Source organism: Aquabacterium lacunae (genome assembly GCF_004310865.1).
In the GTDB taxonomy this organism is placed as follows: domain Bacteria; phylum Pseudomonadota; class Gammaproteobacteria; order Burkholderiales; family Burkholderiaceae_C; genus Aquabacterium; species Aquabacterium lacunae.
In genome coordinates, this window is sequence record NZ_SIXI01000006.1 from 84,240 (window position 1) to 95,881 (window position 11,642).

Consider the following 11,642-nt stretch of genomic DNA (forward strand, 5'->3'; position numbering starts at 1 on the left):
CCTTGGAAAGTCAGGGCAATCAACACCTTACCACCGTTTTTGCGGGCCATTCCTTGTGTTCGAACCACTGCCACCATGGGATTTCCACCATGCAAGCGGTGGGCCAGGCAGGGGGCGTGTGTGTTGAAAACTGCCGTCAGACAGCGTTTTGCAGGGCTTCCAGGGCTTCGCTGACTTCCAGCCAGCGCATCTCGAGTTCGTCGATCTCGTCGCCCACGGTTTTCAGCCGGCGGGATTTTTCAGTGCGTTCGTCGCCACTCAGGTCGGCCGCACACAGGCGCTCGTTGATCGCGTCGCGTTCGGTGCTCAGGGCGGCCAGGCGTTCGTCGATCTTCTTGATCTCGGTTTTCAGGGGCCTGGCCTGCTCCTGCAGTTTCTGGCGGGCCTGGGCCGACGCTTTGCGGTCTTCCTTGCGACTGGCCACGGCGTCGCCTGACGCCTGGGTGCTGGCAGCCTGGGCTGCCGCCTGTTGCTGCGCCTTCAGTTGCGCGGCCTGCTGCCGGCTTTGTTCGATCAGCCAGCGCTGGTAGTCGTCCAGGTCGCCGTCGAAGGTCTCGACCTTGCCCTGGGCCACCAGCCAGAACTCGTCGCACACCTCGCGCAGCAGCGCGCGGTCGTGGCTGACCAGCATCACGGTGCCTTCGAACTCGTTGAGCGCCATGCTCAGGGCTTCGCGGGTGGTCAGGTCCAGGTGGTTGGTGGGTTCGTCCAGCAGCAGCAGGTTGGGGCGCTGCCACACGATCAGGGCCAGCACCAGGCGGGCCTTTTCGCCACCACTGAACTGCCCCACGGGCTGCATCACCATGTCGCCCGTGAAACGGAAGCGCCCGAGGAAATCACGCAGCTCCTGCTCGCGGGCTTGCGGGTTCACGGCCTTGGCCAGGCGGATCATGTGGGCCAGAGGGCCTTCGTCGGGCCGCAGCACGTCCAGCTCCTGCTGCGCGAAATAGCCGATGTTCAGGCCCTTGCCCTCGGTGATCTGGCCTTCCAGCGCAGGCTGCATGTGGGCCAGCGTCTTGACCAGGGTCGATTTGCCCTGGCCGTTGGCCCCCAGGATGCCGATGCGCTGGCCGGGCAGCACCGAACGCTGGATGTGGCGCACGATGGCCTTGGGCCCTTCAGGCAGCGTGTAGCCGCAGCCCAGGTCTTTCAGGGCCAGCATGGGGTTGGGCAGGCTGTCAGGGGCAGGAAATTCGAACTCGAAATCACTGGCCGTGAGCACGGGCCCGATCTTTTCCATGCGTTCGAGCGCCTTCACGCGGCTCTGGGCCTGCTTGGCCTTGCTGGCCTTGGCCTTGAATCGGTCGATGAAGCGTTGCAGCTGGGCGATGCGTTCTTGCTGGCGACCAAAGGCGGCTTGCTGCTGGCTGATGCGTTCGGCCCGCATCATCTCGAACTGGCTGTAGCCGCCGGTGTAGCGGGTGAGCTGCCCGTCTTCCAGATGCACCGTGACCTTGGTGGTGGCGTCAAGGAATTCGCGGTCGTGGCTGATGATGACGCAGGTGCCTTCGTAGCGCTGCAGCCAGCCTTCCAGCCAGACCAGGGCGTCGAGGTCCAGGTGGTTGGTGGGTTCGTCGAGCAGCAGCAGGCGCGAGGGGCACATCAGGGCACGGGCCAGTTGCAGGCGCATGCGCCAGCCGCCTGAAAAGCTGTTCACGGGCGCTTCGACCTGGTCGGTGCGAAACCCCAGGCCCATCAGCAGGGCCTGCGCGCGGGCTGCGGCGTCGAAGTGCCCGGCTTCGGCCAGCTCGCCATGCGCCTCGGCCATGGCGGTGCCGTCGCCGGCGGCCTCGGCGGTGGCCAGGCGCTCGCGGGCCTGCATCAGGCGGCCATCGCCCTGCAGCACGAACTCGGTGGCCGGCTCGTCGGTCTCGGGCATGTGCTGGGCCACTTCGGCCAGCGCGCCTGGTGCCAGCCAGCTGGCCGGGATGTCGCAATCACCGGCGTCGGGGTGCAGCCGGCCCGACAGCAGTGCAAACAGCGACGACTTGCCGGCTCCGTTGCGGCCGACCAGGCCCACCTTCTCGCCCGGGTGCAGGGTGACGCTGGCGTGTTCCAGCACCGGCTTGCTGCCGCGCAACAGGGTGACGTTCTTCAGGACGATCATGAGGTTCTAGGGGGTGCGGCAGGCGTGAAATTCGTCACAATCCGGCCGTCAAGCAACCAGGGGAACGAGGCAGCGCGATGGCCAGTGAAATTTGGATGGGTCCGGTATTGTCGTTCAGAGGCATTGCCCGAACCGGGAAGAAGGCCGTGTGGAAGGTCAGTGCGCTGGTGGTGGTGCCTGCGGGCCAACCAGCGCCGGTGATGGTGCTGCAAGGCAAGGCCGTGTCAGCCCGGCGTTTGCTGAGCGAGCAGCCCATGACGGGCGCCAACGGCAAGCCCCTCAAGGCCGAGGTGTGGCGGCATGACCTGAGCGTGGTCATGACCACGAAAGAGCAGCGTGTCAGTTATGGCCTGCAGGGCCAGGCCGATGCGTCCTGGCGGTTCACGGTGCCTGCGCAGGAGCAAGCACCCCGCATGGCCTATTTCTCCTGCAATGGCTTTTCTGACCCGAAGGCCATGAAGTCGTTCAAGCCCGCAGCCCAGGCGGTCTGGCAAGACCTGCTGAACAACCACGACGTGCAGTTCCGCCCGTCAGCGTACGTGGTCGATCGTGAACAGCAATGGCATGAAGAGCGGGTGCACAAACAGCAGCTGCAGCGCTTTCACCTGCTGATCGGTGGTGGTGACCAGGTTTACATGGACGGCGTGTGGTCTGACCCCGGCCTGAAGGAGCTGAAAACCTGGACCGAATGGGACGAAGACCAGCAGGCCACCTATGTGCCTCCGGCCGGTCTGCTGTCGCGCATCAAGGCCTATTACCTGGGGGTGTACCTTCAGAGGTGGGCCCGAAGCGTGGCGGGCACCGCGGGGTGTGGTCAGGCTTTTGCCACCAGCCCCACGGTGATGATGTGGGACGACCACGACATCTTCGACGGCTGGGGCTCGTACGGACCCAAGCTGCAAAAATGCCCCTTGCTGCAGGCCATGTTCCGCATCGCGCGCGAAGCGTTCTGGGTGTTCCAGCTGCAGATGCCTTCTGAACTGCTGCCCGAACTGACCGACCGCAACCCCCAGCAGGCCAAAGACCCCTGGTGGGCGCCTGTCGACTGGGCCGCCGTGTCCAAAGCCGACCCACTGAGCCTGGCCTTCCTGCCGAAGCAGGCCGGCTTTTCGCACCGCCTTGTGCTGCCAGAGTTGACGCTCAATGTGATGGACCTGCGCACCGACCGGTCGCAGCTGCAGGTGCTGTCGGCCGACACCTGGGAGGCCTGGAAATCGGTGTGGAAGGATGAAACACCGGCCACTGCCACAGGCCACCAGCTGATCATCTCCAGCGTGCCGGTGGTGCACCCCAAGCTGTCGACCGCCGAGACCATCACGTCATGGCAGGGGGATGATGTGGTGGAAGGCCTGGGTGACGACCTGAACGATCATTGGGCCCACGACCGCCATGAGGACGAGCGCAAGCGCCTGGTGCGCACCCTGATGCAGTTGGCGCAGGATGCGGTGTGTCGCGTCACCATCGTGTCGGGCGATGTGCATGTGGCGGCCTGGGGCAATGCGCTGCGCAAGACGTCCACACGCAATGTGCACCGCATCAATCAGCTGACGTCCACGGCCATCGTGCACCCCAGCCTGTTCACCTGGAGCGAGAAAGCTTTCCTGATGCTGCTGCGCATGAAGGCAGCTTTCACGCAGGACCTCGACACCGAACACCAGGCCAAGTTGCTGGATTTTCCGGGCACTTCCAGCACCATCCAGGCCACGCGCAACTGGTTGGCGCTGGAGTTTGATGCCGACCGGCCGAAGGACGATGCGATGGCCATGGCCGCAGTGCCCGTGCAGCCCAAACGCTTGCAAGGCCGACTGTGGGCCACCTGGCGCTGCGAGCGAGCCGAAGGGTTCAGCAACCACCTGATGGCCGTGCACCCGGCCACGCCCTGAGCGTGCAGGTTGGCCTCAGCCCATCTCTCGTCAGCCGATTGGGGTGTCGAGCGCCTCGCGGGTGAACAGCAGAAGCTGGTCGTCACCCGACGAGGTGGCCAGCCAGAACACGGGCAGGTCGGGGAAGGCGGCCTCGAAATGCTCGCGTTCGTTGCCGATCTCCAGCACCACCACGCCTTCTTCGGTCAGGTAGCGGTCAGGGTCGGCACGCAGCGCACCGATGAAGGCGCGGCAGAAGTCCATGCCATCGGCGCCAGAGCCCAGGGCCATGGCCGGTTCGGCCTGGTACTCGGCCGGCAAGGCCGCCATCGAGGTGGCGTTCACGTAGGGCGGGTTGCACAGGATCAGGTCGTAGGGGCCCTGCACGCTGCCCAGCCCGTCGCTTTGCAGCAGCGTGATGCGGCTTTGCAGAGCATGTTTGTCGACGTTGATGCGGGCCACGGCCAGCGCATCGGTGCTCAGGTCGGCGCCATCCACCTGCACGTCGGGGTAGGCCATGGCGGCCAGCACAGCCAGGCTGCCGTTGCCGGTGCACAGGTCGAGCACGCGGGTGCTTTGCGGATGCAGCCAGGGGTCGATGCTGCCGTCGGCCAGCACCTCGGCAATGAAGGAGCGCGGCACGATGGCACGTTCGTCCACGTAAAAGGGCACGCCCTGCAGCCAGGCTTCCTGCGTGAGGTAGGCGGCAGGCTTGCGTGTGCGGATGCGCTCGTCGATCAAGGCTTGCACCTGGGCGGCGGCCTCAGGCGGCACGGGCTGCTGTTCGACCTCGTCGAGCTGGTCGATGGGCAGGCCCAGGCGCCACAGCACCAGCCAGGCGGCTTCGTCAAAGGCGGTGGCGGTGCCGTGGCCATAGGCCACCTGGGCGGCTTCAAGCTGCTCGGCGGCCTGCTCGATCAGGGCGATGACGGTGAGGGCGCTCATGCCACCATCCGTTCCAGCGTGCGGCGGTAGATGTCTTTCAGGGGCTCGATGGCGCTCACGGCCACGTGCTCGTCGATCTTGTGGATGCTGGCGTTGACCGGCCCGAACTCGACCACCTGCGGACAGATCTGCGCAATGAAGCGCCCGTCTGACGTGCCGCCGCTGGTCGACAGTTCGGTGCTCAGGCCCGTGGTGTCGGCAATGGCCGCCGAGATGGCCTCGATCAAGGCGCCTGGGCGCGTCAGGAAGGGGCGGCCGCCCAGCACCCAGTCGATGGTGTATTCCAGCCCATGGGCCTTCAGCACCGCTTCCAGCCGTTCCTTGAGGGATTCGGGTGTCGATTCGGTCGAGAAGCGGAAGTTGAAGTCGAGCACCACCTCGCCAGGGATCACGTTGTTGGCGCCGGTGCCCGCGTGGATGTTCGACACCTGCCAGCTGGTGGGCGGGAAGTGGTCGTTGCCCTGGTCCCAGACGATGGTGGTGAGCTCGGCCAATGCGGGCGCCACCTGATGGATGGGGTTGCGCGCCAGGTGCGGGTAGGCAATGTGGCCCTGGATGCCCTTGACCTTCAGCTTGCCCGACAGCGAGCCGCGGCGGCCGTTCTTGATCATGTCACCCAGGGATTTGACCGAGGTGGGCTCGCCCACGATGCAGGCATCGAGCCGCTCGCCCCGGGCCTGCAGCCACTCGCACACCTTCACGGTGCCGTCGACCGAGGGGCCTTCTTCGTCGGAGGTGATCAAAAAGGCGATGCTGCCCTGGTGGTTCGGGTGGGCTTTGACGAACTCTTCGCTGGCCGCCACCATGGCCGCCAGCGAGCTTTTCATGTCGGCCGTGCCGCGTCCGTACAGCAGGCCGTCGCGGTGGCTGGGCGTGAAGGGCGGGGTGGTCCATTGCTCCAGCGGGCCGGTGGGCACCACGTCGGTGTGGCCGGCAAACACCAGCGTGGGCGCGCCAGCGGCATGGCCGGGGCCGCGCTTGATGGCCCACAGGTTGGTCACCGGCGCGTCGGCCGGGCCGAAGGTGAGCGTGTGGCATTCGAAGCCGATGGCGCTCAGGCGCTCGGCCATCAGGGCCTGGCAGCCAGCGTCTTCGGGGGTCACGGAGGGGCGCGCGATCAGCGCCTCCAGCAGGCGAAGGGTGTCGGACATGGTCAGAAGCGGGTGCCGCGGTCGTCGCCGGGCACGTCGAGCGTGATTTCGGTGAACGAGGGGCCGTCGTCGGCCTCCTCCTTGGGCAGCAGCTTGGTCTGCGTGCTGGTGTCGTTCTGCAGGCGCCACATCAGGTTGGTGGGCGAGTCGGCATGGGCCATTCCCTCGTCGCGCGTGATCATGCCTTCGTTGATCAGACGGGCGATGTCCTGCTCGAAGGTCTGCGAGCCTTCGGCCAGTGATTTCTCCATGCTCTCCTTGATGCTGGTGAAATCACCACGCTCGATGCTTTCAGCGATCAGCTGGGTGTTCAGCAGCACTTCCACGGCCGGGATGCGGCCGCCGGTGGTGCTGCGCAGCAGGCGTTGCGAGACGATGGCTTTCAGGCCCGAGGCGAGGTCGCCCAGCAGGGCCGGGCGGGCTTCGGGGGTGTAGAACGACAGGATGCGGTTGAGCGCGTGGTAGCTGTTGTTGCCGTGCAGGGTGGCCAGCACCAGGTGGCCCGACAGCGCGTACGACAGCGCCATGGTCATGGTCTCGCGGTCGCGGATTTCGCCGATCAGGATGCAGTCAGGGGCCTGGCGCAGGGCGTTGCGCAGGCCCACCTGCAGCGACTGCGTGTCACGCCCGATCTCGCGCTGGTTCACGATGGACTTCTTGTTGTTGAACAGGAACTCCATCGGGTCTTCGATGGTCAGGATGTGACCGGTCATGCGCTGGTTGCGGTGGTCGATCATCGCGGCCAGCGTGGTGCTCTTGCCGGTGCCGGTGGCGCCCACCAGCAGGATCAGGCCGCGCTTTTCCAGCACCAGCTGGCCCAGCACTTCGGGCACGTTCAGGGTGTCCAGCGCCGGCACATCAGAAGGGATGTAGCGCACCACCGCCGCGATCGAGCCGCGCTGCTTGAAGGCGCTCAGGCGGAAGATGCCCACGCCGCGCACCGTCAGGCCCACGTTCAGCTCGCCGGTGTCGCCCAGCTCTTCGAGCTGCGCAGGCGTGAGCATTTCGGCCAGCAGCTGGCGGGGCTGCGAAGGCGTCAGGATCTGGTCGGTCAGCTGCATGATCTGACCGTGGATCTTGATGAGGATGGGCGTGTTGGCCGACAGGAACACATCGGAGGCCTTCTTCTCGGCCATGATGCGCAACACACGTTCCAGATTGCCTTCACTCATCAGATGCTCCCGGTCAGATGAAAACCCCGGCGCAGGGCCGGGGTGAAAGTGCGCAGGGCAGGGTGCCCAATCAGGCGCCGCGCAGCAGGTCGTTGATGCTGGTCTTCGAGCGGGTCTGGGCGTCGACGCGCTTGACGATCACGGCGCAGTACAGGCTGTACTTGCCGTCGGCCGAGGGCAGGTTGCCCGACACCACCACCGAACCGGCGGGGATGCGGCCATAGCTCACTTCGCCGGTGGCGCGGTCGTAGATCTTGGTCGACTGGCCGATGTACACGCCCATCGAGATCACCGAGTTTTCTTCGACGATCACGCCTTCGACCACTTCCGAGCGGGCGCCGATGAAGCAGTTGTCTTCGATGATGGTGGGGTTGGCCTGCAGGGGTTCCAGCACGCCGCCGATGCCCACGCCGCCCGACAGGTGGACGTTCTTGCCGATCTGGGCGCACGAGCCGACGGTGGCCCAGGTGTCGACCATGGTGCCTTCATCGACGTAAGCGCCGATGTTCACGTACGACGGCATCAGGATCACGTTCTTGGCCTGGAACGAACCACGGCGGGCCACGGCCGGCGGCACCACGCGCACGCCGGTGGCCTTCAGCTGCTCGGCGCTCATGCCGGCGTACTTGGTGGGCACCTTGTCGTAGAACTGCAGGGCGCCGTCGCCCATGGGCACGTTGTCGTTCAGGCGGAAGCTCAGCAGCACGGCCTTCTTGACCCACTGGTGCACTTCCCAGGCGCCGTTGATCTTCTCGGCCACACGCACCTTGCCGGTGTCGAGCTGGTCGATGATGTGGTTGACGGCGTCACGCACTTCGGCGGGGGCGCTGGCGACCGACAGTTCGGCACGGTTGTCCCAGGCGGATTCGATGATCGATTGCAGTTGGCTCATGTGAGTCTCTTGTCTGTGTAAGGGGTGAACGGTGCAGGCCGGGCTCAGCCCAGCGATTCGATGAAGGCCTTGATGCGCTGGGCGGCTTCGAGGCATTCCTCGACGCCGGCCACCAGGGCCAGGCGCACGCGGCCGGCGCCGGGGTTGACGCCCTGTGCCTCGCGGGCCAGGTAGCTGCCTGGCAGAACGGCCACATTGTATTGAGCGAGCAGTTCGCGGGCGAACCACTCGTCGGTGCTCAGGCCGGCGGCACGTGCCGGGGCCTCGCACACGGCGGGCACGCCCGCCCAGAGGTAAAAGCCCGCGTCGGGCAATGCAACGTCCATCACAGCCTGCAATATCGGCGTGACCTGCTCGAACTTGTGCCGGTACAGGCGGCGGTTTTCAACCACGTGGGCTTCGTCGTTCCAGGCCGCGATGCTCGCGCGCTGGATGTGCGGGCCCATGGCACTGCCGTGGTAGGTGCGGTAGAGCAGGAAGGCCTTGATGATCTCGGCGTCACCGGCCACGAAGCCCGAGCGCATGCCGGGCACGTTCGAGCGCTTGGACAGGCTGGTCAGCATGATCAGGCGCTTGAAATCAGGGCGGCCCAGCTTCACGGCGGCTTCCAGGCCACCCAGGGGCGCGGCGTCAGCGCCTTCGCGGAAGTAGATCTCGCTGTAGCACTCGTCGGAGGCGATCACGAAGCCATGGCGGTCGCTCAGCTCGAACAGCTTGCGCCATTCGTCGAGTGGCATGACCGCGCCGGTGGGGTTGCCCGGCGAGCACACGAACAGCAGCTGGGTGGTGGCCCACACGCTGTCGGGGATGCTGGACCAGTCGGCCGCGAAGTTGCGGGCCGGGTCGGAGTTGGCGTAGACCACGCGGGCACCGGACAGCAGGCCGGCGCCCTCGTAGATCTGGTAGAACGGGTTGGGACTGACGATGGTCGGGCCACCGGCGGCCTGATGCTGGGTGGGGTCGATCACCACCTGGGCCAGGGCGAAGAGGGCCTCGCGAGAACCATTGACCGGCAGGATCTGGGTGGCCGCATCGACCGACAGGCCATAGCGGCGGTTCAGCCACTGGGCGCAGGCTTCACGCAGGGCAGGCTCACCGGCGGTGGCCGGGTAGGCGGCCAGGCCATCGAGGTTGTCGGTGATGGCCTGCTGGATGAAGGCCGGGGTGGCGTGCTTGGGCTCGCCGATGCCCAGGCTGATGGCGCGCAGCGCCGGGTTTGGCGTCACGCCCTTCGTCAGGCCGCGCAGGCGCTCGAAGGGGTAGGGCTGCAGTTTCGACAGAAGCGGGTTCATGGGGCGTGATTATCCCAGCCTTGACCCTGGCTGACCGGGTGGGCCAGGGTTTGGCAGTGTCAAAAAGGTGGGCAGGTCAGCGGTTGTTGCCCTGGCTGACGGTGGTGCGCTGATGGGGCAGGGCCATGCTGTCCCACAGTTGCAGGGCGTGTCGCTGGATGCTGCCGGGCAGGGTGTCGAAGCCTGGGTCCATGTTACGGGTGCTGAAGTCGCCCGGCAGCAGGGCCACCGTGCCCCGCACCGCGTACTTGCGGTCTTTGTGGAACACCAGCAGTTTGCCTTCTTCGGCGGCGCCCGGTGTGGCGGCCGTGCTGTAGGCCACGAAGGCTTCGAGCACGCCATCGCCATCGATGTCGCTGGCTGTGAAGCGATTGACCTGCGGGCTTCGGCTGAGGCGGCTGTCGGCCGGGGCGAAGTCGCGGGCCATCCACCGGCGGCTGACGCCATGGGCGTTGGTCTGGCTGTTCAGTGTGAACTGGTAGAAGGTCAAGGCCGTGCCTGCCGCGCGCGCGCCCAAGGCCGTGGGTTGCCGCGTCTCCACAAACAATTGCTCGCCCAGGGCATCCTGGCAGCCGAAGGCCCGAACCACCCGTCCTTCCACCGGCACTTTCACCTGCTCGATGGGCACAGCACGCGTCTGACACGCCTGGGCCATGGGCGCCAGGCTGACCAGGCCGCTCAACAGCAGCAGGGCGAAAGGGGGAAGGGCGTGCGCTCGGGTCATGTCGGATTCCGAGGCCGGATTGTGGCCATGGCAGAGGCTCGTGTAACCGGCGGTTGCACAAAGGTGGGGTGCCCGCCCCCTCACTGAGGGGGTGGGTTGCCCCGGGGGTGGGGCGGCGGCAGGTAACGGTGGTCGGAATAGGTCAGCAGCCAGTGCGGCTTGAAGGCCACGAACACGGCCGTCAGCATGCCGGTGCTCAGGGCCTCGCCCCAACCCAGCAGCCAGTGGCCCAGCATCCATTCCAGCATGTCCAGGCCGGGGGGCATGCGCTGCGCCAGCAGGCCCAGCGCACCGGTGAGGGTCACGGCCAGGGCCGTGCCAATGAAGCCGCGACCCAGGATGTAAACGAAGACATGCTGCGGCAGCCAGCGGCGCATGGCCAGCCCGATCAGCAGACCCGCAGTGGCTGGCAGCACGCCCATCCACAGCGCGTGCGAGACGATGGCATCACTGCGTGCCAGCAGCAGGTCGAGCGTGGCGCCCCAGTCGGGTGTGGCGGGTGCAGGCAGGTGCATGGCCCCGCGCGTCAGGCGCTGCGGGCCCTGAATCTCGAGCAGGACCGCGAGCACGGCCACCGGCAAGGTCATCAGCACGGCCATGGGCCAGCCGAACATCAGCACCAGCAGGCAGGTGCCTGACAGGTGCAGGGCCATGCCCGAGGGCAGCAGTTTCTGGGTCCACCAGGCCCAGGGCAGGATCACCATGGCCGCCAGCCAGGGGCTTTGCAACGGCTTGTGTTGCAGCACCTGCCATGGCTTGAAGGCCAGCGCCACGGCCAGGGCGGTGCCCAGCATCAGCCCTTCCAGACCAACGTGAGCGATGGGCACTGGGGTGGCGGCCAAGGTGTGTCCAGGACTCAGCCCATCATGCCGGTTTCATGGCCCAGGTTGGGCAGGTCCACCTTGGGCGCCGGCTTCCAGCCCTTTTTGCGGTGCTCGACCACCACGTTGGTGTAGATGCCGCCACGCACGTACCACTTGGCCGTGATGCGCAGGTAACGCGGGTTGATGGCCTTGACCATGTCCGACAGGATGTCGTTGGTGACCTTCTCGTGGAAAGCGCCTTCGTTGCGGTAGCTCCACATGTACATCTTCAGGCTCTTGAGCTCGATGCACAGCTTGTCGGCGATGCAGTCAACCACAAAGTGCGCGAAATCAGGCTGGCCGGTCAGCGGGCAAAAGCAGGTGAATTCCGGGATCTGGAACTGTATCACGTAGTCGCGCTCAGGGGCCGGGTTGGGGAACACGTCGAGGTGCTTGGACGGTGCCGAGGGTGCAGTGGCGGGCTTGGCGCGGGTGCCGACCTTCACGGCGGGCGCAGCGGGGGCTTTTTTGGCCATGGAAATGCTCAGAGTGTGGGCGCGGACACGCCCGAAACAGGATGGAGCCGTCGCCCGGCGTGAGCGTGGGCAGTGACTCAAAGCCGCGATGCTATCATCCTCCAGGTTTCCCGCATCACGACATTGCGGGTTTATTGAATGAAATCAACGACTTAGAT

At 66.1% G+C, this 11,642-nt stretch carries 10 protein-coding genes; 1 reads left to right on the forward strand and 9 read right to left on the reverse strand.

The window, feature by feature from the left end; genetic code table 11:
• Positions 1-136: 136 nt before the first annotated feature.
• Positions 137-2,107: an ABC-F family ATP-binding cassette domain-containing protein gene (locus EYS42_RS14110; RefSeq protein WP_130968839.1), complete on the reverse strand. Its 1,971-nt coding sequence runs from the start codon at positions 2,105-2,107 to the stop codon at positions 137-139.
• Between the two features lie 77 nt (positions 2,108-2,184).
• Here EYS42_RS14110 and EYS42_RS14115 point away from each other — a divergent pair, with 77 nt between their 5' ends.
• Complete coding sequence (locus tag EYS42_RS14115) at positions 2,185-3,990, forward strand: alkaline phosphatase D family protein (RefSeq protein ID WP_130968840.1); 1,806 nt, start codon at positions 2,185-2,187, stop codon at positions 3,988-3,990.
• Between the two features lie 30 nt (positions 3,991-4,020).
• On the opposite strand, the gene prmB is transcribed toward EYS42_RS14115, so the two are convergent.
• The 8 genes from prmB to queF all read right to left on the reverse strand — a co-directional run bounded on the left by prmB (position 4,021) and on the right by queF (position 11,484).
• Positions 4,021-4,914: a 50S ribosomal protein L3 N(5)-glutamine methyltransferase gene (prmB, locus tag EYS42_RS14120; RefSeq protein WP_130968841.1), complete on the reverse strand. Its 894-nt coding sequence runs from the start codon at positions 4,912-4,914 to the stop codon at positions 4,021-4,023.
• A complete protein-coding gene (gene dapE / locus EYS42_RS14125) occupies positions 4,911-6,065 on the reverse strand; it encodes a succinyl-diaminopimelate desuccinylase (RefSeq protein WP_130968842.1) in 1,155 nt (384 codons plus the stop codon). The genes prmB and dapE overlap by 4 nt, the downstream gene beginning before the upstream one ends.
• Positions 6,066-6,067: 2 nt before the next feature.
• On the reverse strand, positions 6,068-7,237 hold the full coding sequence (locus EYS42_RS14130) for a PilT/PilU family type 4a pilus ATPase (RefSeq protein ID WP_130968843.1): 1,170 nt from the start codon (positions 7,235-7,237) through the stop codon (positions 6,068-6,070).
• Positions 7,238-7,307: 70 nt separating this feature from the next.
• Complete coding sequence (gene dapD, locus EYS42_RS14135; RefSeq protein WP_130968844.1) at positions 7,308-8,129, reverse strand: 2,3,4,5-tetrahydropyridine-2,6-dicarboxylate N-succinyltransferase; 822 nt, start codon at positions 8,127-8,129, stop codon at positions 7,308-7,310.
• A 44-nt stretch (positions 8,130-8,173) separates the two neighbouring features.
• Positions 8,174-9,421, reverse strand: a complete 1,248-nt coding sequence (gene dapC / locus EYS42_RS14140) for a succinyldiaminopimelate transaminase (RefSeq protein WP_130968845.1) — start codon at positions 9,419-9,421, stop codon at positions 8,174-8,176.
• A gap of 76 nt (positions 9,422-9,497) precedes the next feature.
• On the reverse strand, positions 9,498-10,145 hold the full coding sequence (locus EYS42_RS14145; protein ID WP_130968846.1) for a hypothetical protein: 648 nt from the start codon (positions 10,143-10,145) through the stop codon (positions 9,498-9,500).
• A gap of 80 nt (positions 10,146-10,225) precedes the next feature.
• Positions 10,226-10,987: a hypothetical protein gene (locus EYS42_RS14150; protein WP_130968847.1), complete on the reverse strand. Its 762-nt coding sequence runs from the start codon at positions 10,985-10,987 to the stop codon at positions 10,226-10,228.
• Positions 10,988-11,001: 14 nt separating this feature from the next.
• Complete coding sequence (gene queF, locus EYS42_RS14155; protein WP_130968848.1) at positions 11,002-11,484, reverse strand: preQ(1) synthase; 483 nt, start codon at positions 11,482-11,484, stop codon at positions 11,002-11,004.
• Positions 11,485-11,642: the final 158 nt, after the last annotated feature.

Bases quoted from the DNA above. Each gene is read 5' to 3' on its own strand.
- EYS42_RS14110 (WP_130968839.1), bottom strand. From the start codon at position 2,107: ATGATCGTCCTGAAGAACGTCACCCTGTTGCGCGGCAGCAAGCCGGTG.
- EYS42_RS14115 (WP_130968840.1), top strand. From the start codon at position 2,185: ATGGCCAGTGAAATTTGGATGGGTCCGGTATTGTCGTTCAGAGGCATT.
- prmB (WP_130968841.1), bottom strand. From the start codon at position 4,914: ATGAGCGCCCTCACCGTCATCGCCCTGATCGAGCAGGCCGCCGAGCAG.
- dapE (WP_130968842.1), bottom strand. From the start codon at position 6,065: ATGTCCGACACCCTTCGCCTGCTGGAGGCGCTGATCGCGCGCCCCTCC.
- EYS42_RS14130 (WP_130968843.1), bottom strand. From the start codon at position 7,237: ATGAGTGAAGGCAATCTGGAACGTGTGTTGCGCATCATGGCCGAGAAG.
- dapD (WP_130968844.1), bottom strand. From the start codon at position 8,129: ATGAGCCAACTGCAATCGATCATCGAATCCGCCTGGGACAACCGTGCC.
- dapC (WP_130968845.1), bottom strand. From the start codon at position 9,421: ATGAACCCGCTTCTGTCGAAACTGCAGCCCTACCCCTTCGAGCGCCTG.
- EYS42_RS14145 (WP_130968846.1), bottom strand. From the start codon at position 10,145: ATGACCCGAGCGCACGCCCTTCCCCCTTTCGCCCTGCTGCTGTTGAGC.
- queF (WP_130968848.1), bottom strand. From the start codon at position 11,484: ATGGCCAAAAAAGCCCCCGCTGCGCCCGCCGTGAAGGTCGGCACCCGC.